Origin of the sequence: Occallatibacter sp. (assembly GCF_035317045.1) — a bacterium.
GTDB lineage: Bacteria > Acidobacteriota > Terriglobia > Terriglobales > Acidobacteriaceae > Telmatobacter.
Genome location: NZ_DATHHT010000040.1, coordinates 168,760 through 192,798 on the forward strand (window position 1 = coordinate 168,760; position 24,039 = coordinate 192,798).

19 protein-coding genes and 1 tRNA gene are annotated in these 24,039 nt (G+C 58.5%); 9 read left to right on the forward strand and 11 right to left on the reverse strand.

Annotated features, from left to right (window positions below):
- Positions 1 to 13: 13 nt before the first annotated feature.
- The 4 genes from VK574_RS19920 to VK574_RS19935 form a co-directional block, all read right to left on the reverse strand.
- A complete protein-coding gene (locus tag VK574_RS19920; protein ID WP_472801626.1) occupies positions 14 to 2,167 on the reverse strand; it encodes a xanthine dehydrogenase family protein molybdopterin-binding subunit in 2,154 nt (717 codons plus the stop codon).
- Positions 2,164 to 2,643 carry a (2Fe-2S)-binding protein gene (locus tag VK574_RS19925; protein WP_472801627.1) on the reverse strand — a complete coding sequence of 160 codons (480 nt, stop codon included), beginning with the start codon at positions 2,641 to 2,643 and terminating at the stop codon, positions 2,164 to 2,166. Before VK574_RS19925 ends, VK574_RS19920 begins: the two co-directional genes overlap by 4 nt.
- Before the next feature lie 72 nt (positions 2,644 to 2,715).
- Complete coding sequence (locus VK574_RS19930; protein ID WP_472801628.1) at positions 2,716 to 3,603, reverse strand: polyphosphate kinase 2 family protein; 888 nt, start codon at positions 3,601 to 3,603, stop codon at positions 2,716 to 2,718.
- The gene (locus VK574_RS19935) at positions 3,600 to 4,622 is read right to left on the reverse strand and encodes a class I fructose-bisphosphate aldolase (protein ID WP_472801629.1); all 1,023 of its coding nucleotides are present in this window, start codon (positions 4,620 to 4,622) and stop codon (positions 3,600 to 3,602) included. The genes VK574_RS19930 and VK574_RS19935 overlap by 4 nt, the downstream gene beginning before the upstream one ends.
- A 214-nt stretch (positions 4,623 to 4,836) precedes the next feature.
- Here VK574_RS19935 and VK574_RS19940 point away from each other — a divergent pair, with 214 nt between their 5' ends.
- The 4 genes from VK574_RS19940 (at position 4,837) to VK574_RS19955 (ending at position 9,310) form a co-directional block, all read left to right on the forward strand.
- Positions 4,837 to 6,150, forward strand: a complete 1,314-nt coding sequence (locus VK574_RS19940; protein ID WP_472801630.1) for a YncE family protein — start codon at positions 4,837 to 4,839, stop codon at positions 6,148 to 6,150.
- Between the two features lie 521 nt (positions 6,151 to 6,671).
- Complete coding sequence (locus tag VK574_RS19945; protein WP_472801631.1) at positions 6,672 to 8,294, forward strand: ammonium transporter; 1,623 nt, start codon at positions 6,672 to 6,674, stop codon at positions 8,292 to 8,294.
- 22 nt (positions 8,295 to 8,316) lie between these two features.
- Positions 8,317 to 8,655 (forward strand): P-II family nitrogen regulator, encoded by a 339-nt coding sequence (locus VK574_RS19950; protein WP_472801632.1) that lies wholly within the window; start codon positions 8,317 to 8,319, stop codon positions 8,653 to 8,655.
- A 139-nt stretch (positions 8,656 to 8,794) separates the two neighbouring features.
- Positions 8,795 to 9,310: a hypothetical protein gene (locus VK574_RS19955; RefSeq protein ID WP_472801633.1), complete on the forward strand. Its 516-nt coding sequence runs from the start codon at positions 8,795 to 8,797 to the stop codon at positions 9,308 to 9,310.
- A gap of 23 nt (positions 9,311 to 9,333) precedes the next feature.
- Here VK574_RS19955 and VK574_RS19960 read toward each other — a convergent pair whose 3' ends face one another.
- The 3 genes from VK574_RS19960 to VK574_RS19970 form a co-directional block, all read right to left on the reverse strand.
- On the reverse strand, positions 9,334 to 9,960 hold the full coding sequence (locus VK574_RS19960) for a response regulator transcription factor (RefSeq protein ID WP_472801634.1): 627 nt from the start codon (positions 9,958 to 9,960) through the stop codon (positions 9,334 to 9,336).
- Complete coding sequence (locus VK574_RS19965; protein WP_472801635.1) at positions 9,957 to 11,489, reverse strand: ATP-binding protein; 1,533 nt, start codon at positions 11,487 to 11,489, stop codon at positions 9,957 to 9,959. The genes VK574_RS19960 and VK574_RS19965 overlap by 4 nt, the downstream gene beginning before the upstream one ends.
- Before the next feature lie 398 nt (positions 11,490 to 11,887).
- Positions 11,888 to 11,980, reverse strand: a tRNA-Ser gene (locus VK574_RS19970).
- Positions 11,981 to 12,350: 370 nt separating this feature from the next.
- On the opposite strand from VK574_RS19970, the gene VK574_RS19975 reads away from it, so the two are divergent.
- Positions 12,351 to 13,673: an APC family permease gene (locus VK574_RS19975; protein ID WP_472801636.1), complete on the forward strand. Its 1,323-nt coding sequence runs from the start codon at positions 12,351 to 12,353 to the stop codon at positions 13,671 to 13,673.
- Between the two features lie 88 nt (positions 13,674 to 13,761).
- On the opposite strand, the gene VK574_RS19980 is transcribed toward VK574_RS19975, so the two are convergent.
- On the reverse strand, positions 13,762 to 14,322 hold the full coding sequence (locus VK574_RS19980) for an inorganic diphosphatase (RefSeq protein WP_472801637.1): 561 nt from the start codon (positions 14,320 to 14,322) through the stop codon (positions 13,762 to 13,764).
- Positions 14,323 to 14,477: 155 nt separating this feature from the next.
- On the opposite strand from VK574_RS19980, the gene purS reads away from it, so the two are divergent.
- Positions 14,478 to 14,723 (forward strand): phosphoribosylformylglycinamidine synthase subunit PurS, encoded by a 246-nt coding sequence (gene purS, locus VK574_RS19985; protein WP_472801638.1) that lies wholly within the window; start codon positions 14,478 to 14,480, stop codon positions 14,721 to 14,723.
- A 75-nt stretch (positions 14,724 to 14,798) separates the two neighbouring features.
- Positions 14,799 to 16,682 carry a glutamine--fructose-6-phosphate transaminase (isomerizing) gene (gene glmS / locus VK574_RS19990; RefSeq protein ID WP_472801639.1) on the forward strand — a complete coding sequence of 628 codons (1,884 nt, stop codon included), beginning with the start codon at positions 14,799 to 14,801 and terminating at the stop codon, positions 16,680 to 16,682.
- A gap of 198 nt (positions 16,683 to 16,880) precedes the next feature.
- Here glmS and VK574_RS19995 read toward each other — a convergent pair whose 3' ends face one another.
- From VK574_RS19995 to VK574_RS20005, 3 genes are all read right to left on the reverse strand, one after another.
- Complete coding sequence (locus VK574_RS19995) at positions 16,881 to 17,549, reverse strand: hypothetical protein (RefSeq protein ID WP_472801640.1); 669 nt, start codon at positions 17,547 to 17,549, stop codon at positions 16,881 to 16,883.
- Positions 17,550 to 17,602: 53 nt separating this feature from the next.
- Entirely contained in the window at positions 17,603 to 18,337 is a 735-nt protein-coding gene (locus tag VK574_RS20000) for a hypothetical protein (RefSeq protein ID WP_472801641.1), read from the reverse strand.
- 394 nt (positions 18,338 to 18,731) lie between these two features.
- On the reverse strand, positions 18,732 to 20,357 hold the full coding sequence (locus tag VK574_RS20005; RefSeq protein ID WP_472801642.1) for a protein adenylyltransferase SelO: 1,626 nt from the start codon (positions 20,355 to 20,357) through the stop codon (positions 18,732 to 18,734).
- Between the two features lie 397 nt (positions 20,358 to 20,754).
- On the opposite strand from VK574_RS20005, the gene VK574_RS20010 reads away from it, so the two are divergent.
- Complete coding sequence (locus VK574_RS20010) at positions 20,755 to 22,875, forward strand: glycoside hydrolase family 2 protein (protein WP_472801643.1); 2,121 nt, start codon at positions 20,755 to 20,757, stop codon at positions 22,873 to 22,875.
- A gap of 240 nt (positions 22,876 to 23,115) precedes the next feature.
- Positions 23,116 to 23,955, forward strand: a complete 840-nt coding sequence (gene fdhD, locus VK574_RS20015) for a formate dehydrogenase accessory sulfurtransferase FdhD (RefSeq protein WP_472801644.1) — start codon at positions 23,116 to 23,118, stop codon at positions 23,953 to 23,955.
- Positions 23,956 to 24,039: the final 84 nt, after the last annotated feature.

Here is a 24,039-nt window from a genome sequence, read left to right on the forward strand (position 1 = left end):
TTCGCGGTGCCATTCAGGCTGGCAGCTTGTTGTCGTCGGGAGTCATCGGCATGCTACGCAGGCGTTTGCCGGTAGCGGCAAAGATCGCGTTGCCAACGGCGGGAGCAAGGCCAACGAGCCCGGTTTCGCCGGCACCGGCCGAAGGCAGGTCTTTGCGATCGAGCAATACGATTTCAACCTGCGGCGTGTCGGTAAAGCGCGGCAGGCGGTATTTCGAGAAGAGCGGGTTCTGGACGCGGCCATTGCCGAAGAGAATTCGTTCGAAGAGCGCGCCGCCGATGGCCTGAATGATGGCGCCCTGCATTTGGTTCCTCAGCCCGTCGGGATTTACGATCGCACCGGATTCCCAGGCCTCGACGACACGGCGGATTCTTACTTGCTTCGTTGCCGGGTCAATTGCCACCTCGGCGCATGTGGCGACGAAGCCGCCTTTATCGGTTCCACAGGCCACGCCGTAACCCCGCTCGGGTGCGGATTTGGCGACGGTCCAGCCGAACTTGTCGGTGGCGGCTTGAAGGACAGACTTCAGCCGCGGATTGCTGAGGTTCTTCATACGGAACGCGACCGGGTCCATCTTGAGCGCATGAGCCATTTCATCCATATGGGATTCCCGCGCAAAGTGATTGGCGGTGGCGGCGAGTCCACGATAGGAGCCTTGTCGCAATGGCGATTTCGCTGGATGGTATTGGATCAGCTTGCTGGCGACTTCGTAGGGAGTGCCAATCGCGGCGGGGCCGGAGTTGTAGTTGTGGAACTCCCAGGCAACGAGTGTTCCATCACGGCGCGCTCCGGCCTTGATCTCGATGAGGCCGGCGGGACGAAAGTAGGCCCAGGTGAACTCCTCCTCGCGGGTCCACACGACCTTCACCGGTTTGCCTGCAGCTTTGGAAAGGCGTGCAGCCTCAATCGCGGCTTCGCCGGTATGCTTACCGCCATAGCCGCTGCCCATGTCGGGCTGAAGGACGCGTACTTTGTCAGCGGGTAGTTGGAATGTCTGCATCAATTCTTCGCGTACACCGAAGGGCCGCTGCGTTCCAGTCCACACCGTGAGCTTGCCGTTATTCCACTCGGCAACAGCGGCGCGCGGTTCGAGCGGTGCGTGTGCGATGTACTCGACAGTGTACCGGGCTTCGAGTTGCACATCGGCACCTGCGATTGCCTGTGCTAGGGCGTCTGCAGCATGGTCAGCGCCTTCGGCTTTTCCGTCCGGACTGTTCTTGAGGTACTCGAAGAGTCCCTGGTTGCCTTGCTGATCGGGGACGCTCCACTGTGCCTGGATCAATTTGAGTGCGCGTTCCGCTAGGAATGGATCATCGGCGACGACGCCGGTGAAGTCGCCCTCATGAACGACTTTTACACTCGGCATTTTCTCCGCGGCGCTGGTGTCGAGGGACGCAAGGGTCGCGTTGAAGCCGTCAGGACGCAGGACAGCGCCAAACATCATCCCGGGACGGACGACATCAGAGGGAAACTGATGTTTGCCGGTGACGAAGTCGCGGCCGTTTGCCTTCGGGACCGGTGTACCTGCAATCTTCCAATCCGTTGCCGGCGTAAATGGCGGATCACCTGCGACGCTCTTCACCAGCGCTTCGCCGCGCGTGAGTTCGCCGTAGGTGAGCGACTTCGAGCCATCGGGCGTGGCGACCCTTCCCGCGGCAGCGATCAACTTTGAGGAATCGGTGTTCCATCGCTGCGCGGCCATCTCCACCAGGAGTTCGCGTCCGGCAACGGCCATATTGCGCAGTTGCGGAGCCATGGTGGGAGTGGTGCGGCTACCGAAGGTGCCCATGTCCCAAGGGACAAGGTCGGTGTCGCCCATGATCATAGTGATGGAGTCGAAGGGGACGCGGAGTTCTTCTGCGACGGCTTGTGCGAGAGAAGTGCGGATGTTCTGGCCGACTTCAACCTTGCCGGTAAAGACTTTGACGCGGCCGTCGGCGTCGATATGCAACCAGGCGCTGATGTCTGTGGGCAGTTCGTGGGAGCCGAAGGCGTGGCCGGATTCTTGCGCAAACGACGGCAGCGGAGTGAGGCATACGAGTAGCCCGCCGCCGAGAAACTTCAGGAAGTCGCGGCGATCGAGTTGGGATTTGCCGTCGGTCGTATCTCCTCCGCTGGTGCCGAAGTTTTGCTCGCGCTCCAACATTTGCAATTCATGCGGGCTCATCGCGCACCTCCGCCGGCGGCATGGCCAGAGGCACGTTTGATTGCCTCAAGAATGCGCGGATAGGTTCCACAGCGGCAGACATTGCCGTTCATCGCGCCGAGAATCTCTTCTTCATTGGGCGTGTGCTCGTCGCGGAGGAGAGCCGTAACGCTCATGATCATGCCGGAGGTGCAGTAACCGCATTGAAACGCGCCTTCGTCAAGAAATGCCTGCTGAACGGCGGTGAGTCTGCCGTTTTGTTCGAGACCTTCAATGGTCGTGATCTTCGCGCCTGCAGCGGCGGCCGCGGGGATCGAACAGGACCGGGTTGCGGCGCCATCCATTAGAACGGTGCATGCGCCGCACTGTCCTTCGCCGCAGCCATACTTTGTTCCGGTGAGATTCAGGTGATTGCGCAGAACTGAGAGCAGGGATTCTTCCGCTGGCGCGTTTACCGTATAAGGTTTGCCATTGACGTTCAGAAGCATTTCGCCCATTGCAAACTCCCAACAGCGCAGGCGGTGCCGACGCCGGGTTAAGGATAGCGCAATCGACAAGAGGCTGTGGAGCTATCCACGCGCGGCCCGGTCTCGACGTTTACGGCCGCCCTTTTTGGGCTTGTCTTCGTCCACGGCCGAGTGATACTTGCGCCGGATTTCTTCGATATCGACGTTCGGCTTCGGCACCTGGATGTTCATGGATTCCAACGTCGCCACGACGATCTCAGACACGGCAATATCGCGGAACCATTTGTGATTGGCGGGGATTACAAACCACGGCGCAAGTTCCGTATTGCACCTGGCGAGAACATCGTCGTAAGCTCGCTCGTAGTCGTCCCAGCATTCACGCTCGGTGTAATCGGATTCACTGATCTTCCAGCGCTTGGCAGGATCATCGAGTCTCTGCTCGAATCGCTTCAACTGCTCATCCTTGCTGATGTGCAGAAAGAACTTGAGAATGACCGTGCCGTTGGCGGCATGGCGTCGTTCGAAGTCGTTGATCTGCGCATAGCGCTGCAACCAGACAGCCTTCGGCACCAATTTGTGTACGCGCACAATCAGTACATCTTCGTAGTGGGAGCGATTGAAGATGGCGACTTCGCCCCGCTTTGGCATTTGTGCCTCGACACGCCACAGAAAATCGTGAGCCAGTTCTTCCTGGGATGGCTCTTTGAAGTTGGCGACGCGGCAGCCGTCGGGGTTCATTGAGCCGATGACGTGCTTGACCACGCCGTCTTTGCCACCGGCGTCAAGCGCCTGCAGGCAAACGAGCAGCGAGCGCTTTCGTTCCGCGAAGAGCTTCTGCTGCAGGTCACTCATCTTTTCGCGAAGGACATCGATCTTTGCGAGCGCTTTCTCCTTGCTGTGTCTGCCTTTGAAGTTGGGGTCGAAGTCGCTGAGCCTCACGTGGCTACTGGGCGGGACGCGGAAGTCTTCGACGTAGTGTTTCCCCGTCATTGCCTCTCCATGGCGGGTGTGTACTCGCCGCGACGGGCGGCAACGTTGCATTGTGCGCGATGCAGGAGAGCCTTCTGGGCGGCGGGAACATTGGCGTCTTCGCCGTGCCAGATCTGCATGGCCGGTTCCTGAATGGCGCGCGCGAAGGAGAACGCGAGACCCCAGGGCATACGGCTTTTGAAGCGGGCATTCATCGCACTGAGCCGGGCAGAGGCAAGTTCGCCCGATTGACCGCCGGAAAGGAACGCGACGCCCGGCACTGCGGCGGGAACGGTACGCAAAAGACATTGCACGGTGGCATCGGCGATTTCTTCATTGGTGTTCTGGCGGGGACACTTCAGTCCGGGTACGACCATGTTGGGCTTGAGAATCATGCCCTCGAGCAGAACTCCCTGGGCGATGAGCTGGGCAAAGAGGGAGTGCTGGGTTCGTTCGGTGACTTCGGCACAACGTTCCATCGTGTGGTCGCCGTCCATCAGCACTTCAGGCTCGACAATAGGTACCATGCCGGCCTCCTGGCAGAGGGCTGCATAGAGAGCGAGGATGAGCGCGTTGGCATCGATGCATGCCTGGCTGGGGATTCCGTCGCCGATGGTGATGACGGCGCGCCACTTGGCGAAGCGCGCACCCAGTCCAGCGTATTCGGCGAGGCGCTCGCGCAGGCCGTCGAGTCCTTCAGTGATCTTTTCGTTGGGGTGGGCCGCCATCGGCTTGGCGCCGGCGTCGACCTTGATTCCAGGGATAATGCCGACCTTGTCGAGCGCCTTTGCGAAAGGAACTCCCGCGGTGGATTTCTGATGGATGGTTTCATCGACCAGGATGGCGCCGTTGAGGCAGTCGCCGAGGCCGGGAGCTGTAACGATCATGTCGCGATAGGCGCGGCGGGCCTCTTCGTTCTGGGGAATGCCGGAGGCGGCGAATCGCTTGTTCGCCGTGGGTGTGCTTTCGTCCATGGCCAGCAGGCCCTTATCGCCGGCTACCATGGCTTTTGCCGTTTCGTTCAGCTTACGGACATCCATCGTGAAGTTTCCTTTCTGCTGTTGAGTTTGCAGGTCTGCCGGGACGCATGCGCGCCTGCGAAGGCCGAACCATGCTACACCGATTCTGATGCCGGGGACGTTCCATAGTTGTGAATTTGTTTCGGATGCACGAACAAGAATCCTCGGCGGGCATCAAATAAACTGAACGTCGTAACGACTTAACGCGTCAAAGGTAAGCAGGAGCGTTGGCGAGATGAGGATTTACCTGAGCCTCTTGCTGGGAGTGTGCGGCATCGCATCCGCTCAACTGACGCCCGTTCCGCCTCCGTCCACCGGCATGCCAGCTCATCCGTTTTTCATCACCAAGACCTGGGTTGTGGGCGGTGTTGGCGATTGGGACTACATGGCGATGGACCCCCAGGCCCACCAGTTGTTCATTGCGCATGGGCCCACGGTGCAGGTGATCGACGTTGAAAGCGGTTCGGTGGCCGGCGTCGTCAAGGGATTGCGCGAGGCGCACTCCATTGTTCTCAGTGCCGAGGGGACGTACGGGTACGTGAGCGACGGCCCAGCGGACATGGTGCGGGTCTTCGATCGGCGCGACTTCGAGGTAATTGCGAGTATTCCAACCGGGCCCTCCCCGCGCTCGATGGTTCTCGATCCCACCAGCGGACTGCTTTTTGTCGTGGGATCTCAGACAACCGCATCGGGAAACACGCCGGCAGGTTCAGCGCGGAATGCACCGACGCAAAGGGCAAGATCCTCGCGAGAGAGCAGTTCGAGCACGATGTCGCCCGGCGGTGCGGCGTCCACGGTGACCGTAATCGATGTCGAGCGCAGAGCGCAACTGGCCGAGATCGTGTTGCCGGGCAGTCTCGGCTTTGCGCAGGGCGACGGCAACGGGCGAGTTTATATCACGGTTTCTGATCGCGACCAGATCTTGCGTTTCGATGCGGCGGCAATTGGGTCGGCCGTGCACAGGGCTATCGACGCGCAACGGGTTCCGGCTACAGAAAATGCGGCGACGACGCAGTCGGGTGCCGATCGATCGAGCGCAAAACCTCCAGTGCTCGATTGGACCGTCGGGGCAAAGGCCAATGTGCCTTCAGACGCCTATCCCATTGCGATCCGCCTCGATTCGAATTGCGAGCATCCGCGAGCGCTAGCGATGGATACCGCCCACGACCGGCTCTTTGCAGCCTGCAGCAACTTACGTATGGTGGTTTTGAATGCCGCCAACGGACAGGTGGTTTCTGCCCTGCCGATCGGCATAGGCGCAGACGCGATAGGCTACGATCCGGATCGAGGCCTGATCTTCACGGCGAACGGAGGTAGCGACGGAAGTCTTACCATCATTCGCCAGGACGTAACCGACACCTACTCGGTGATTCAGACTCTACCTACTCGGCAGAATGCGCGGTCGCTCGCGATTGATCCTGACAATGGCGAGGTGTATCTCGCCACAGTCATCTATGGTGCCGAACTCAATCGTCCACCCATCAATGGCGCGCCGCTGAAGATGAGTGCTGTAGACAGCAGCTTTCAAGTTCTCGTTGTCGGGAACTAGGACGCACGTCGACGACTAGTGCGGGATGATGCGGATTAGTGAGAATCGGTCCCCGTGGTTCCAGAGTTGGAGAAGCCGTCTCCAAAGATGGAGATCCAGCTGATAATCACGACAAGCACGCAACCAATCAGTCCTGTAAAGAACATGATTGCGATGAATCGAATCGCCAAGACCATGAGTGCGTGGGCCATTTTGTGAGGTAACCAGAGCCTTTCCGCACAGATCGAACGAGCCGTGAGCGTACTTGCGAAGTAGATGGAGTATAGGGAACGGCCGGAATCGGCACTAGTTATACCAAGGTATAGTTGCGTTCCATGATCCAGCCCTCTACAGTCCAGACACGGACCCGTATATCCCTTGGCAAGCTGGTCCGCCGTCCCTTCTTGTTTGAGTCTGTAAAACCAGGTTGCAACAGAATGCACCGTATGAGACCTTACCGGCCCGGCGGTGAAGTGTACCCCGCAGCATCTCGCGCAGTTCGACAGTAAGAAGATTCCAAAATTGAATGGAGGAGCTACACGATGAAACCCATTGTGCGGCGGGGGAGATCCCTGTCTTTTTCGCAAAAGCTAACGCGTCTGGCAGAACGCCTGCAGCAACCAAAGTGGCAGAGGTACGGCGCGACCGTACTGGTAGGCAAACTGGCCGGCATCGGTCTGACGCTGCTGATCATGGCCGGAATCACCACGATATTCTTCGCTAAGGTTTACGCCGCCGACGCCCCCATGAAAGCTGCGGACATCGTAAATCCCGTCAACACCGCATGGACGTTGATTGCGGCTTTCCTTGTCTTCGGCATGCAGATCGGATTCACCATGCTCGAGGCAGGCTTTTGCCGTTCGCGCGAGACCGTGAATGTGCTGATGGAGTGCATCGTCGATACCTGCCTCTGCGGGATCCTCTTCTATGCCATCGGCTTTGCGTTCATGTTCAGCCACGGCAACGGCTTCATCGGCTACCACTGGTTCTTCCTCCAGGGCGCGCCGGAAACCTATGAGTCCACTGGCGTGGCATTTCTCGCCGTCTGGATCTTCCAGTTCGCATTTGCCGACACCTGCTCCACCATTACCTCGGGGGCGATGATCGGCCGAACCGGATTTGTCGGTGATCTGCTTTACTCGGTTGGCGTGTCAGGATTTATCTATCCGATCGTCGGCCACTGGGCTTGGGGTCCGGATGGCTTCCTCGCAACCATGGGTTCAGCCGGATATTTTCTGCCGAGCCTCGGACAGAGCTTTCATGACTTCGCCGGTTCGACAGTCGTACATACGATTGGCGGATTCATAGCGCTGGCTGGGGCGATCGTCCTCGGACCAAGGCTCGGGCGCAAGTTCAAACGCGACGGCGGCGCACCGATGTTGCCGCACGATCTCACCATCGCCGCAACCGGCGGACTGATCCTGTGGTTCGGCTGGTACGGATTCAACCCTGGCTCCACGCTTTCGGCAATGGACTTTGTCGGCATCGGCCGCGTCTCCGCCAATACGACCCTGGCGGCCTGCGCAGCCGGGCTCACCGCGATGATGTACGCCTACTTCCTGAGCAAGAAATGGGATGTGGGCTTTACAGTCAACGGATTTCTAGCCGGACTTGTCGCGATTACCTGTCCTTGCTACTGGGTAAGTCCAACGGGATCCATCATTCTCGGTGGGGTCGCCGGAGTTGTGGTCTGCATGGGCGTGGAACTGCTGGAGTGGTTGCGCATCGATGATCCAATCGGGGCCGTTCCCGTGCACGGGCTCTGCGGCATATGGGGCACGCTCTCACTCGGATTTTTCGCATGCGGCAAGTATGGAGCCTCTGGACCAGCCGGCCCGGACAATTCGGCACCGCTCGCCGGTCTCTTCTACCACGGAGGATTCACGCTGCTCAAGGCGCAGTTTATCGGCAGCGCCATCGTTACTTCAGCCACGTTTGGTGTTGCCCTGTTGCTGATGTACCTGGTGAATCTCACGGGCACGCTGCGCGTTTCCGAGGAGGGCGAACTCTACGGAATCGATCTCCACGAGCACGGCATCTCCGCCTATCCCGAGTACGTGATCTCGTCTTTGGCCGCTCCTGCCGGCATGCCGAAGGATGTCACGGGTCCGGTGCCGGTCCACGAGATGACTTCATTGCGCAGCGCTTCCACAACCGGCGATTGATAGTCGAGAAAGCGAGGAGCTTATGACAAAGATCGAAGCTATCGTCCGGCCCAACAAGTTCGAGGCGGTGAAAGCCGCCTTGATCGAACTGGGTGTGGAAGGGATGACTGTATCGGAAGTCCGCGGCCACGGCCGGCAGAAAGGCCACACCGAGGTTTTTCGTGGAAGGGAATACGACGTCGACCTGCTTCCCAAAATCAAGGTCGAGCTTGTTCTGAACGACGAGTCCGTCGAACGTGCGATCGAGGCCATCTCCAATGCTGCCTACACCGGCAAAATCGGCGATGGAAAGATCTTCTTCTTTAGCGTAGGCGGCGCCGTCCGTATTCGCAGTAAGGAGCGGGACCAGGCGGCCATCTAGTCAATTCCGCACCAGGGCCGCTCTGCGGCTGATGGAAACGGTCGATTCGTTTCCTGGCTCTCTGCTATGCGTGGTGCGAAAGAGACAATCTGCACGCAATCAAGTCTTGTGAAAACTCAGCTTGAGCGGAGATTCTCGCATGTCATTCGGTTCTCCTGTTTCCCCTTTTGATCCCAACGGGGAAGACTGGTGGTCCAAAGATATTTCGGGGCTGACGCGGCAAATCAACGGCGTCAGCCATTTTCTTCATAGTCTTCGCATACAACTTCGCTTCGGCGCGCTCTCTCGTGCGCGGCTTCATCTCTTAAGGCTTCAGATTAAGGACGATGCAGCCGAGTGTGATTGGGTCGCGCGCAGGCAGGATCCATGGGATGTGGACCTCACTCGCATGATCGGAAGGCGTCATTCCTCGCTCCAGGCGCTGAAGGATACTATCGATATTCGGTCGATCCTCTTCATCGCCTTGCCGGATCTCGCAACAGCGCGTTTCCGCGTCTATCGAGAGTCAGCGGACCAATCTCGCGAATTGATCATTTTCGGCAATGTGCGCCGCCAGGACAGCATGTTCCGGAGTATCCACTCCCTCGCAATGCGGGCCAAGCTCGTGGGTCTTCGCTTCCGTCTCGAGAACGGCTTGCTCTGCCGGATCTCGTAGGAGGAGAAATTCGGTTTCGGAGACTAGGAGGGACCCCGCCAGGATGGAAACCGTGCTCGCTCGCACATCTTCACTAATTCGGCCAGAGACCCAGCCAGCATCCCATCCATAACGCGCCGCCGATGAATCTTGACCGTGATTTCGCTGAGGCTTAACTCCGAGGCAATCTGCTTGTTGAGCAGGCCCGCAGTGACCATCGCCATCACTTCCCGCTCGCGATCCGTGAGCGAGTTGATCCGCGCATTGATTGTGCTAACGATGGAATCCTCCTGGCGACGAGTCCTATCCTGTTCGAATGCCTGCGCAACGGCGTGCAGCAATTCCTGCTTCTGAAAGGGCTTGGTTAGAAACTCAATGGCGCCGGCCTTCATCACTTTACGCACCATCGGTATGTCTCCGTGCGCCGTCATGAAGATGATTGGCAAACCGATACCCAGGTTCTTCAGATGCTCCTGAAACTCGACGCCACTTGCTCCGGGCAGGCGCGCATCCAGCAGCATGCAGCCCGCACGCTGATCGTTCCAGCTTTCCCAGAATGCCTCGGCTGAAGGATATTGTTCGGTAGGAATGCCCACAGAATCGAGAAGGTTTGACAGCCCTTCGCAAATTGAAGCGTCGTCATCGACGATAAACACCGTTTCGGCCTTCACGCGGTCACCCTCAGCGTGAATCGGAATCGCGCGCCCGCGGGATTGCGGTTCTCGACCCAGATGCGCCCGTCATGTGCTTCTACAACGCTGCGGCAGATGGCGAGCCCCATGCCGGTCCCCTGCTCCTTCGTACTGAAAAACGGTTCGAAAATCCTGCTCACAATTTCCGGTGAAATGCCTGGACCAACGTCGTCCACGGTGATAAGCACCTCGTCGGCTCCGCGCCGCTCTGAGTGGATGGTCACCTCCCGTGAACCTGTCACAGCCGTCATGGCGTCCATGGCATTGGTCGCTAGATTGAGCAGAACCTGCTGAATCTGCACTGAGTCCCCCTCGATCTTGGGCAGATTGCGATCGAGCACCACGCGAATGCCGACTCCCCGCCGGATAGCTTCGTCCCGAAGCAGGCGAGCCAGTTCCTGAATGAGCGGATTCAGATCAACGGTCTGTCTCTCGGTTCCCTCCTTCCGAAACAGTGCCCGCACCCGTTTGACAACGGAACTCGCCCGCGTACTTTCCTGAACGATCTTCTCCGCGGTAGCCGACGCCTTTTCAAGATTTGCCGGATTGGTGCTCAGCCACTCTCTGCAGGCGTAGGCGTGCGTAACCACGGCGGTCAGCGGCTGGTTGAGTTCGTGCGCGATCGAAGCTGCCATTTCAGCCATACTCAGCGTCCGCCATAGCCGCGAAAGATTGTCCTGCGCGATGACCAGGCTTTGTTGCGCTTTGTGTTGCTCCTCAATATCGATGTGAATCCCGTACCATCGCGTGATTGCTCCATCTTCGGCACGCTGCGGGATGCTGCGGACCAGAAACCAACGGAAAGCTCGATCGGCGCCCCGTACCCGTACCTTTACTTCGAACCGTCCGCCCGCCACGAGCGCCGATTCCCAGCCTTGCCTGAAGAGCACAGCGTCTTCCGGATGGAGAATGTTGAAGAAGGAATCGCCCTCGATCGAACTCTCCCTCTCTCCGACATAATCCCGAAGGTGCTGGTTGCAGTATTCAATGCGACCGGACACATCGGCGCGCCAGATTTGTTGCGGAATTGCCTCGGTCAGCATGCGCAGTTGGCGCTCGCTCTCCTGGATTTCCAGATTCGAATGCTCCAGTTCGGCCGTTCTTTCGCGCACTTTGGCTTCAAGTTGATCCCTCGCCGTCCGTACGGCGCTCTCGGCACGCTTCCGCGACGAGCTAACAATCGAGATCGCAATCGCGCAAAGAATGAAGGCAGCAAGAAAACTCTGGGATTCCTTTGCCACGGTAATTGAAAACACCGGCGGAATGAAGAAATACGTGATAACCAGGGAAGACTGAACGACCGCGACAAAACCTGCCAGGGCCCCGCCAAACCATGCGCTGCCCATCACGGCGCCAAAAAACAGAAATACAAACGGATACGCAATCACACGCTGTAGCGGAAAAGTCCACAGCAACGCCACCAGCACGAAGCAGGTCGCGATGGAGAATGGCTTGATTCCATACTCCATTGTCCGGCGGGGAATTTGCCCAAGCGTGACCGCGGTCATAGCTCCATCATAGGGCTGCGGCTACTCAAATCGCAGCGAGGACTGAAACAGAGAAAATCTGCGCGTCCAGGTAGAAATCAGCCAGACGATCTTCGGAACCCATGCCTTCTCTTCGTAACGCCAACATTTTCGCTGTCACCCTTGTCGTCACTTTGAGCCAGTCGGAAAATCGCCCCTATGAATTGCTTGCAGGCTTTCGATCACGCGCTGTTCCAAGCACGATTCTTGCGGTCGGCTGACACAATCCCCGATTCCATGACCTTGATGAGAGAACAGACCTGAATCTGGGTGAACTGCTGTGGGCAAGAATTATCAGAGCGAAAGAACCCGTAAGGATTCACCGCAAAACCGGCCCTGAAAGCCATCTAAGTTATTCAATATAAATACTGTGGAATCGCTGGCGGAGAGAGGGGGATTCGAACCCCCGATAGAGCTTTTGACCCTATAACGGTTTAGCAAACCGCCGCCTTCAGCCTCTCGGCCATCTCTCCGTGCTCATTCCGGATTATAGCGGAATTCCCGCTCCCTGAGAGTTTTGCCGCCCCGACATTCGCAGGCACACCCTTCGAGTTGGGATTCGCGGTTCTTTTCGGCGCATCGTGAAAAGTGTCGCCACGCTTCCTGACCAAGCGCCGCCGGTCGAGCGTTTTGCCGGGATGCACAAGACACGCGGTGGCATTGTCGGAAAACCGCACTAACTCTGATCTTCTCGAACTCTGCTCTCGACCGGCAAGCGATTCCGACCCCAGGTGTTCCGGCCCTCGAATCAGCCTCAATATTTGCTCAGCCGGGATCAGCTGACCTTGACTTTTTGTTACATTCACATCAATGCTTCCGGCACTCAAACCCGCACAGCGCAAGATGCGATTGCTGCCTCTCGTTGCCGCCACGTACTTCATGGTGTCAGGCGGCCCATACGGCATTGAAGACATCCTCGGGGGAGCCGGATTTGCACGCGCCATCATCATTCTTCTTGTCCTGCCGATTCTGTGGTCGCTTCCCACGGCCCTCATGATCGGCGAACTGGCTAGCGCCATTCCCGCTGAGGGTGGCTTCTACGTCTGGGTGCGTCGCGCTCTTGGTCCGTTCTGGGGATACCAGGAGGGGTGGCTTTCGCTCTCGGCCAGCGTCTTCGACATGGCGATTTATCCAGCAATCTTTGTTCTCTACCTCGGCAAATTCGATCCGGGCCTGACCTCCGGCTGGCATGGATATGCCTGGTCGCTGGCCGTCGTCATTTTCTGCTGTTCATGGAACATGCGTGGCGCGCCTGCCGTCGGGGAAGGATCCATTGGCCTGTTTGCGCTTCTGCTCGCGCCGTTCGTCGTCTTCATGGCGCTCGGCGTCTGGCGCGGATTCACGCTCCATCCCGCCATCCACTGGGCCAATTCCGGCTCCGAAGCAGCGCTCTCGACCGCCGTACTGGTCGCAATGTGGAATTACATGGGTTGGGACAATGCGTCCACCGTTGCCCAGGAGGTGGAGAATCCACAGCGAAATTATCCGCGAGCCATGATTGCTGCTGCCATGCTGGCAGCCGTCACCTACATTCTGCCGCTTCTGGCCATGGCGCTCGCCGGCCTGTCTGTCGAAAGCTTTTCAACCGGCGACTGGATGACCGCGGCCAACGCAATCGGCGGTCCACTGCTCGGTGTCGCAGTCGTCGCCGGCGGCGCTCTCTGTGGCATCGGCATGTTCAACGCGCTGATGATGAGTTATACGCGCCTGCCCATGGCTATGGCCGAAGACGGAATGCTTCCGCGTTTTGTGGCTCGTCGCAACAGCCGCAATGTTCCGTGGGTCAGCGTGCTGCTCTGCGGACTCGGATGGGCGCTCGCGCTCAACCTGAAATTCGAACGTCTCATCTCTATCGATCTGATTCTCTACGGCTCGAGCCTGCTGCTGGAATTTGTCGCGCTGGTCGTGCTCCGCATCCGTGAGCCCAATCTCACCCGGCCCTTCAAAGCCGGCAATCTCGCCTTTGCCTGTTCGCTGGGGATCGGTCCTGCCGTGCTGATCGGTTACGCTCTCTACGCATCCCGCAGAGAAGAAATCTCGTTGGCGCACAACTCGGTCTCTGCGCTTGTTTTCTCCGTTGCCGTCGGTTTGCTTGGTCCGGTTCTCTACTGGCTCACTGCCGCGCGTTTTGCGCGTCGCCGGCTGGCAGCCGCTTCGGCTGACTAGTTTCACATCGCAATCCAAAAAGCAAAAGCCGCGCGATCGTTCGCACGGCCTGCCATTCTCAACTTGCAAATCCCCTAGTCTATTTCGTCTATTTCGCCGCCTTTTGCTTCACCGCGCCAGCTTTTGGCTTCTCATCGACAAAGAATTTCGCTGCCCGAATCACACGGTCCCGCGCATATGCCGCATCGTGCCATCCCTTGATCTCAACCCGCTTGCCTTCCAGATCCTTATATATGGAGAAGAAGTGGGTAATCTCCTTCAGCATGTGGGGATAAATGTCAGTGTAGTTCCATACATTCGTGTAACGCGGATTGTTCTTGCCCACTGCCAGCACTTTCTCATCCAGCACACCCTGGTCCATCATCTCCAGCAACCCGATCGGCCGAACCTCGTGCACGCAGCCAGGAAATGTCGCGTGAGGCACCAGAACGAGCACGTCCAGAGGATCGCCGTCGTCGCTCAGCGTCGACGGAATAAACCCGTAGTCTCCGGGATAGTGCACCGGCGAGTGCAGGTTCCGGTCCAGCTTGAAGACGTGCAGCTCCTTGTCATATTCAAACTTGTTCGTTCCGTCCTTGGGAATCTCGATTACCGCCCGAAAGACCTCGGGCGCACGGTCGCCGATCGGCAACTCAAGATAATTAACCATCGTTCTTCCTTCTCCTTCAGTCGTGGGGGAATGGTCCGGCGCCCTGAATAAAGCCTTGATAAAGGTACTGCCCGCTCGCCTGTAGAACGCGGGCTGGATGCACAAATATAGCGGGTGCCCGGCACCGTCAGTTGACCCTTATATAATCACGGATAATGAAGGCGCATGTCTACGTCACGTTAAAGACATCGGTCCTCGATCCGCAGGGCCAAACCATCCACAATGCCTTGCGCAAGATCGGCTTCAGCGATATCTCCGCGGTCCGCCAGGGCAAGTACTTCGCTTTATCTCTTGCAGATGACCTCGATCCGCAGGCTGCGCGCACCCAGGTTGAGCGCATTGCCCGCGAAGTCCTCACCAACCCCGTCATCGAAGAATTCACATACCGCATAGAGGAATAGATCCTCCTCGTCGATCAAGGTCATTCATCTAAAGTGTTACAACGTCCGTCTGGCTGCCTCGCATAAAATCCAATCATGTGCGGAATTGTCGGTTACGTCGGTCGTAAGAAAGTCGTCCCCGTCATCATCGAAGGTCTGCGCCGCCTCGAATATCGCGGCTACGACTCCGCCGGCATCGCTGTTGGTAGCCCCAACACCGCGCTACTCGAAGTCTGCCGCGCCCCCGGCAAACTCGGCAATCTTGAAGAAGTCCTCCGTGAGCATCCTCTCGATGGCACGTTCGGCATCGGTCACACACGCTGGGCAACCCACGGTCGCCCCACCGAAGAAAATGCCCACCCCCATCGCGACTGCTCCGGCCGCATCGTCGTCGTCCACAATGGCATCGTCGAAAACTATCTCGCCCTCAAACGCGAACTCACCGCGCAGGGTCACAAGTTCGTAACCGAAACCGATACCGAAATCATTGCCCACCTCATCGAGCAGATCCAGAACGATGCCGCCGCATCCGGCACTCCCATTCTTCTCGAAGACGCCGTTCGCCGCGCCGTCAAGAGCCTCACCGGGGCCTTCGCTCTCGGCATCCTCTCCTCCGCCGAACCCGACAAGATCATCGCCGCCCGCTCCGGACCTCCCGTCGTCATCGGCGTAGGTGAGGGCGAGTACTTCATTGCCTCTGACGTTCCCGGCATCCTTCACCACACGCGCAACATCTACTTCCTCGCCGACGGCGACATGGCCATCCTCACCCTCGACGGCGTCAAGCTTACCGACTTCAATGGCAAGCCAATCGAGCGCGAACTGCAGCGCATCCAGTGGGATCCCATCCAGGCCGAAAAGGGCGGCTACAAGCACTTCATGCTCAAGGAGATTTGGGAGCAGCCCCGCGCCATCCGCGACACCACTCTCGGCCGCGTCTCTCTCGACTCCGGCAGCATCTTTCTCGGCGAAATGGACATCGACGACGATGAACTTGCCGCAGCATCCAGCATCAACATCGCCGCCTGCGGCACCAGCTGGCACTCCGCCCTTGCCGGGAAGTACATGATCGAGCGCCTCGCGCGCATGCCCGTTGATGTCGATTACGCCAGCGAATACCGCTACCGCAATCCCATCCCCGACCGCAACGCCCTCGGCCTGCTCATCACCCAGTCCGGCGAAACCGCCGACACACTGGCCGCCCAGCGCGAAATGATCAGCCTTGGCTCGAAAACGGTCGCCATCTGCAATGTCGTCGGCGCCATGGTCGCCCGCGAAGCTCACGGCGCCATCTACACCCACGCCGGCCCCGAGATTGGCGTCGCCTCCACCAAGGCCTTCACCGCCCAACTCACCGCGTTGTTTCTGCTTGCAGTCAAGCTCGGCCAACTCCGCGGTCGTCTAAACAAGGAACGCTCGGTTCAACTCATCGAAGAGCTCAGCCGCATTCCCGCCAAGATTGAAGAAGTCCTCAAGTCCAGCTCAATCCAATGTGAGCAACTCGCCGCCAGCTTCTCAAACGCACGCGACTTCCTCTACCTCGGCCGCGGCATTCATTTCCCCATCGCTCTCGAAGGCGCGCTCAAGCTCAAGGAAATTTCCTACATCCACGCCGAGGGTTATCCCGCAGGCGAAATGAAGCACGGCCCAAACGCTCTCATCGACGAAACCTTACCCGTCGTCGTCCTCGCCACCCGCGACGAAGGCGATCCCGCCTCAAAACTCCGCTACGAAAAAACATTATCCAACATCCAGGAAGTCACCGCCCGCTCCGGCCGCGTCATCGCCATCGCCACTGAAGGCGACACTACACTCTCCGGCCTCGTCGAGCACGTCATCCTGATCCCGCCCGCTTTTGAGCTGCTCTCGCCGCTCATCGAGATCGTTCCCCTGCAGTTGCTCGCCTACTACATCGCCGTCCGCCGCGGCTGCGACGTAGACCAGCCCCGCAACCTCGCAAAATCCGTGACCGTGGAGTAACGATCTCCGATCGTTGCCGCGCGCGTGGAAGTGAATAATAATTCTGCCTACTGTGTAAATAAACCGCCTACTGCGCTCAGAGCCGCAACGTAGATGCATAGCTCTCCCGTTACGTTTTCGCGATACCAGATCCTGTCACGATTCCGGAGAAGCGCGCGTAGAAAACAGCTCGATTGGGCTCGCGCAGGTTCGTGGTCGTCAGGGCGTCTTGAGTCCTTGCAGAAATTCTTGAATATTGGCTACGCTAAAGGCGCCCAGGCTACGCCCATATGCGGCTGCGTCCACATTCGTCCCGGCGAAATAGAGGTACGAATAGAAATCGCCAGTCATTGCGTCGACGATGTAATTTCTCATCATTGGATCGTTGGGATCAGGCGAAGGGTCGTTGTCCGGGATAATACGCCAGACCTCGAGGGCAGCAGGTGCGCCCCAGCACTGCAGCTGTACGCTGAGCACATTGCCTTTCATGCCGTGTTTGTAAGCCGTGTTGACTGCCTGTGCGGGATCGATGACTTTGGAGTTCATCATGCCGATGACGATGTCCGCCGGACGCAACAGGCCAACGATTGGTTGCGTGACCGGTGCACGCAGTCCGGAGACAGATCCTTTCGGTCCGTGTGTTATGTGATAGACCACCCCGGGAGCCGAATCTGCGCCAAAGACGAACTCCGTCTCGTAGCCTTGCTGCGCATTGTCTCGGGTAAACCCTAAATAAAGAAATCTGGCGTCGCGTTTCCAGCCGCGGGCCTGGGTCCATGCAGCGCGAATCTGCGCTCCGGCGTTGCTGGGCAAGTCTTGCGCCGCAGCTTGGGACTGCTGCGTGAAAAGTGCGGAATGGATCAGAAAGACGGCGAGCGCTGTACGCATCAGACCTGCTACGCGAGGCGACCATTCCCCTGAACTTGTTCCGTTTCGCATTGTCAGCACCCGTTCAGGCCTTCCTGAAGCGCCGCCACGCACTCCATTGCCTTGTAGGCCGGCGAATTGAATCCCTGTCCTTGATCCTGCCCTGAATTCTGGTTGCGATTGAAAAGTGCATTCCAAGCCGCAGCAATCTGGGCATCGGTGCCGTTGGGCGGGTCCATGGCGCGCTTCCAGGGGATGAACTTGCCACTCTTCGCGTCCACGAAGACCGGAGCCTCGATGAAGCTTCCATTCGATACATGGATCGTCCAGGCCAAAATCGGCTGTGTGTCGGTGGCGCCAACCATCCCTAGGTAAGAAGCGCCAAGCGGTCCATTCAGGTTCGCTCTTCGGATTGAAGCGATGGCATCCGGGAGATCGACATTGACGGCGGTGGGTAAAGGCGTTGTTAGCGCGTTAATTCCATTGGCCGGGGTAGCCTGCGCGAATGATTCGGCTCCGTTATTGGGACCGCCGACTTCAACGCTCATGATTCCCCCGTTGGACGGGGAATAAAGCTGCACTCCCAACCAACCGGCCACGTTCTGAATTCCCTCCAACTGGACCCTGGTGATCACGGCGTCCTTGCGCCACTTCTGGCGAGCGTCATTCAGCAACATATTTAGATATGGATTGGCACGCGGAATCCCGTTCCCACCCGTCTGAATCTGTTGGCTCAGCGCGACAAGAACACAACCGGCGGTGATCAAAGCTGCCGAAACAGCAGGCGCGAAACGCCTGATCTTTCTCATGAATCGGCGCCTCCGAAATTGGACTTGAGTCGAATCCATATTTGTCCTAAGCTGCCTCTGCGTCGAAAGAGTTGGCCAATTATTGCATGATTGCCACGTTGCTGCCTGAGATCGAAGCGGCCAGCCTGAGACCTCGACGAGTTCAGGTCGTGTAGTCGTCAATTGGGAAGTTTTCAGAAGGAGTTTCGTCCCTTCTCGCACAATGATGGGTCCGATGAGTTCGGCTGAATTGTGCCAACCAAAGGATTAGAAATCATACGGGGTTCATCTGATCGTGGATTGGGGGCGAGTCGTGGCCAAGTGGGAAGTAAGCCCTTTCCGCCCCAATTCTAAGAACATCCAACGTAGGAGTTTCTAACTCATGGATTGCGAGCACGGCTCTAGAAACCGCTGCTTACGTTCCGCAGAAAGTTTGGCGGACGCATTCTTCGGGACGGGCTGGGGTGGCGTAACGGTCGAGATCGGGCCGGTCGTCGTAGGGACGTGACACTGCATCGAGCAACTGTTCGAAGAGGTGGAAGTCCTGTTTCCACATCGCCGTGTTGAGCGCTTCCTCTACGATGTGGTTGCGCGGGATGAATGCCGGATTCGCTTTTCGCATAGCCGCGGCACGCGCATCGGGCGTGATGGATTCCTCTGCGAGACGCTGGCGCCATTGCGCAGCCCACTCTTCGTAAGCGCGCGGGATGACGAAGAGTTCACGTACTCCAATGTCGCCCTCGACGCCGGCGGCGGCTTCGCAAAGGCGACGGAAGGTTAATGTGAAATCGGCGCGGTTGGCGGCCATACGTTCGAGCAAATCTTCAGCAAGCGCAAGATCGTCGTCACGCTCGGTGTAGAGGCCAAGTTTGCGGTGCAGGCCGGCGAGGCGGGCTGCTTGAAACTGGGGATCGAAGGCGGCGAGGGCTTCGTTGGCCGAAGTCACTGCTTCTTCCTGGATACGGGATTCCTTGCTACCTGATGTCTGGCTACTTGGTTCCTGGCTGGGTGATTTAGGGCTACCCGTTTTCTGGCTGGCCGATTCCTGCTCAAGGAGGGGGAGCATTGCTTCGGCAAGCCGGGTAAGGTTCCAGAGGGCGATGCGGGGTTGGTTGGCGTATGCGTAGCGTCCGTTCTCGTCGATCGCGCTGAAGACGGTGGCGGGATCGTATGCCTCCATGAAGGCGCAGGGGCCGTAGTCGATGGTCTCGCCGGAGATGGAGGTGTTGTCAGTATTCATGACGCCATGGATGAAGCCAATGAGCATCCACTGCGCAACGAGGTGCGCGTGGCGGGAGATCACGGCGTCGAGGAGCGCGCGAAATGGGTTTTGAGCGTGCGTGGCCTCGGGATAGTGGCGAGCGATGGCGTAGTTCGCGAGGGTGCGCAGACCTTCGATATCGTTGCGCGCGGCGAAGAACTGAAATGTACCGACGCGGAGGTGGCTCGCTGCTACGCGCGTGAATATGGCGCCGGGCAAGATAGTTGCGCGGAGGACGCGTTCGCCGGTGGTGACGGCGGCGAGGGAGCGGGTGGTGGGCACACCGAGCGCGGCCATGGCCTCACTGACGACGTATTCGCGCAAAACCGGTCCGAGCACGGCTCTTCCGTCTCCGCGACGGGAGAAGGGAGTGGGTCCTGATCCCTTGAGCTGAATGTCGTAGCGCACGCCGTCGCGGCCCATGACCTCGCCGAGCAGGATGGCGCGCCCGTCACCGAGCTGTGGCACGAAATAGCCGAACTGATGACCTGCGTAGGCGAGGGCAATGGGCTCGGATCCTTCAGCCACGCGATTGCCGGCCAGAATTTCGATGCCTTCCGTGCTTGTCAACGCGTTCGGATCAAGGCCAAGGCTGCGAGCAAGTTCCACATTCACCTTGACGAGTTGGGGCGCCGCTACAGGCGTGGGGGCGAGACGGGCGTAGAAGTGCTCCGGCAGGCGGGCGTAGGTGTTTTCGAAGCTGAAATGAACGGAGGGAAGGCGGGATCCGGAGGTGTCAAGGGAGTCGATCGCAGGAGTGTCCGGTGAACTCATATCCATTGGATGTAATCCTGCTGCTATGGTCTCATCCGAAGGGCGAGTCTTTATTGTGGCATCCATGTCGCGAGACTTCAGCTGTAAGCTATGAGGTCAGTTCGTCTCTCGAGTTGATGCAGTGGCACCTGGGCGTTGGGATCGGATTATCAATTGGGTCGATTGCACCTGATTCAAACTGAGACCCTGCCGTTTTTGGAGCTATTTTCGGTCAACCAGGAGTAATACTCGGCGAATGTCATAAATCGAACCCGGACACCGGATCTACCCTCAAATCTCCTTAGCCTGATGGACAGATAAGGACGCGCTGTTCGACGAGAGCTTCAGGGAGCACGTGTTATGGCACGGGAGTTGCGGAGATTATCGTGGATGTACAACAAGAACTATGCTTCGCGAGGTAAATGTGCAAACCCGGCGTAGGTTCATTCAGGCACTTTCGGCGGGCGGCCTCGTTCTGGCTCGCGCGGAAGGCGATGCGACGGAGGCCTTCGCGCAGGCCGACGACCGCCGCGCCTCACACAGCGTCCCACTCTGTGGCGGTTGGGAATTCCGGCTTGATCCCAGTGGCGCAGCACAGCCTTCCGACGCGCTGGACCAAGCACGGGTATGGTCCGCGGTTCCAGTGCCCCATACGTGGCAATCTCTCGGCAGGTCGCCGGAGTATATCGGCGTGGGGTGGTACCGGCTTCGCTTTGAAGCGCCTGCGAACTGGGCGTCACGCCACGTGCGCATCGAGTTCGAGGCCGTGAATCATACGGCGCACGTGTTTTTGAACGGGACCGCGGTAGGCGAGCATGTGGGCAAGGGATACACCGCGTTTACGCTCGATCTTTCAGCCAAGCTCAAGTTCGGACTGGAAGAAAACATACTAATGGTACGGGTAGAAAATCGGCCGGGCGACCGTATGCTTCCGCGCAACCAGAGCTACGACTGGACCGATGATGGTGGCATCATTCGTCCGGTAAACTTGCTGGTGACTGCGCGAACGTTTATCGAGCGTGTGGAGATCGACGCTCAACCGGATCTGGCGAATGGATCAGCGACGATCCGCATCCGGGCAATCGTTCGCACTGCTGCCCCGCAGACGCAAAAGGCGAGTATTCAGGCCACGATCCGGCGATACGGCAGCGCCGAGGAAGCGGTGCGAATCGGTCCCGTCGACGCGGCTCTCGAACCGAATGCCAGCCAGGTTGTGACTCTCGGTCCAGCGACGCTGCGAAGTGCGGCGCTATGGCATTTCGATACTCCCCATCTGTACGAGGCGTCGCTCGAATTGAACAGTTCGTCAGGGTTTCACGAACTGATTGAGTCGTTCGGTATTCGCAGGTTCGAGACGCGCGGTGCTGCTTTCTATCTCAATGGAGAGAAGGTCTCGCTGATGGGGGTGGAACGGATGGCCGGTAGCCACCCTGGGCTGGGCTTTGCTGAAACCGCGGAGTGGATCGACGCTAACCACCGCGACATGAAGGAGCTGAACTGCGTCTTCACCCGCGTGCACTGGCCACAGGACAAGCGCGTTCTCGACTTTTGCGACCGGCACGGAATCCTGATGCAGGAGGAAGTCCCTGCCTGGGGATCGGAAACATTCTTGCAGACTTCGGATGAAGTCCAGCACGCACTCGAACAGAACGGGCTGGAGCAACTACGCGAGATGGTCCATCGCGACCGCAATCATGCATGCATTGTGGCGTGGGGATTGTGCAACGAGGTGGATGGAAAGAACCCCAGGACGCGGCAGTTTGCTCGCTCAGTGGGCGGTGAAGCACGCCGCCTCGATCCCTCGCGTCTGCAAACTTACGCGTCAAATACGCTGGGGACCGATCCAGCGGCCGACATGGCAGGAGAGTTCGATTTCATCTCGGCCAACGAGTACTACGGCAGTTGGGCGCCGGGTGGTCCCAGCGACGTGGAAGCGTATCTCGATCGTATTCGCAAGGCCTTTCCGGACAAGCCAATTATTATATCCGAGTACGGCTGGTGCGAGTGCCAGCCGACGATCATGCCTGGAGACAAAAACCGCGTCGAGATCGTCAACTCGCACACCGAGGCGTTCCGCAAGTTCTCGGAGGTCGCGGGCGCCATTTACTTCGACTACAACGATTACCGCACGCTTGTAGGTGACAAGGGAGCTGGTGCGCTGCGGCAGAGAGTGCACGGGGTGGTTGACCTTTACGGCGATCGGAAGCCGTCGTTCGAAGCTCTCCGCCTGCAGGCCAGCCCGATTGATCGTGCAGTGCTGCGCAAATCACGTGAGGGACGCTACGAGCTCGAAATACGGACGCGGGAGCGGCTTCCTGGATACGTGCTTCGTGGCTACTCGCTGCGATGGCTGGCTTACGGCTATGACGATCTGCCTATGGAGGGTGCTAAAACGGAGTTGCCAGAGTTGCATCCCGGCTCGTCGCAGGGATACGAAGTGAGCTTTTCAGTCAGCGGAATCAGGAGAGTCGTTGTGGACCTGATGCGGCCAACCGGATTCTCCGCCATCACAGTGCGGTACTTGGACAAGGCAGGCCAGAAGTGACGCATTCCCTCATGATGGAAGGTCAGCTGTTGCAAGGGCATGTCCCTCATTGAGCTTCCAAAAAACTACTTCGGCTATTCTTTTCCAAGTTCGACAATTGGAGCCTGTTCACTGAGCGAGCCGGCTGCTAACAGCAAGGGGTACTTTTCCAGAGTTCTCCAAATCATTCTGACGGTTTGGTTGCTCGGACTTGCCATCAATCGAGCCCGAAATCTAGTCTCTGCTAGACAGGAGGTGGGGATGCGCCCGCCAGCTCGTAGCCTTGAATTAACGCAGGTGACGGAATGGAAGGACGGCACCGTTCACTCGCAGCAGGATTCGATCGCCGCGGAAGAGCCGCTGGAGATTCGCGTTGATGGAACACCTCTGAGCGTAACGATGCGAACTCCCGGGAACGATCTCGAACTGGCCGCGGGGTTCTTGTTGACCGAGGGCATCATCGAGTCGCGCGACCAGCTTGACAATATTCGCGCCGTCGCGCCTGATTCCGCCACAAAGAGCAACGTAGTTGAAGTGCAGTTAAGGACGCAATTCACGCCCGAAAACCTGCAACGGAACTTCTTCGCCGCTTCCAGCTGCGGCATCTGCGGCAAGGCCTCGATTGAAGCTATTCGCCGTCGTGGCCTGCGCGCTCCCGATCGCGACTTCCGCGTGTCTCCGGAGGTGCTGTGCCGGTTGCCGGAGACGCTGCGCGCCGACCAGCTGGTCTTCGATCGTACCGGCGGCTTGCACGCTGCCGCGCTCTTTGATGCGCAGGGAAACCTTATCGCGCTTCGCGAGGACATCGGGCGACACAATGCAGTCGACAAACTAGTTGGATGGGCTTTGCGCGAAGACCGCCTGCCGCTCAGTAACTTCATCATGCTTGTCAGCGGCAGGGGAGGCTTCGAAATCATCCAGAAAGCGCTGGCGGCGGGCGTTTCCGTCCTTGCGTCGGTCTCTGCTCCATCCAGTCTGGCGGTCAAGCTCGCGCGCGAGTTGGGCCTGACCCTTGTTGGTTTTCTGCGTGGGCAGCGGTTCATTGTTTATTCAGGAGGCTTTCGCTGTCTTCCCAACGTTCCCAGCGAGAAATCTTCGTGAATTTGGTTCCCGCAGTCTCTCCGGTCGGCTGCCACATGTCATCAAACGTTAACAATGGCTGCGAGCCTGTGCAAATTGAGGCTT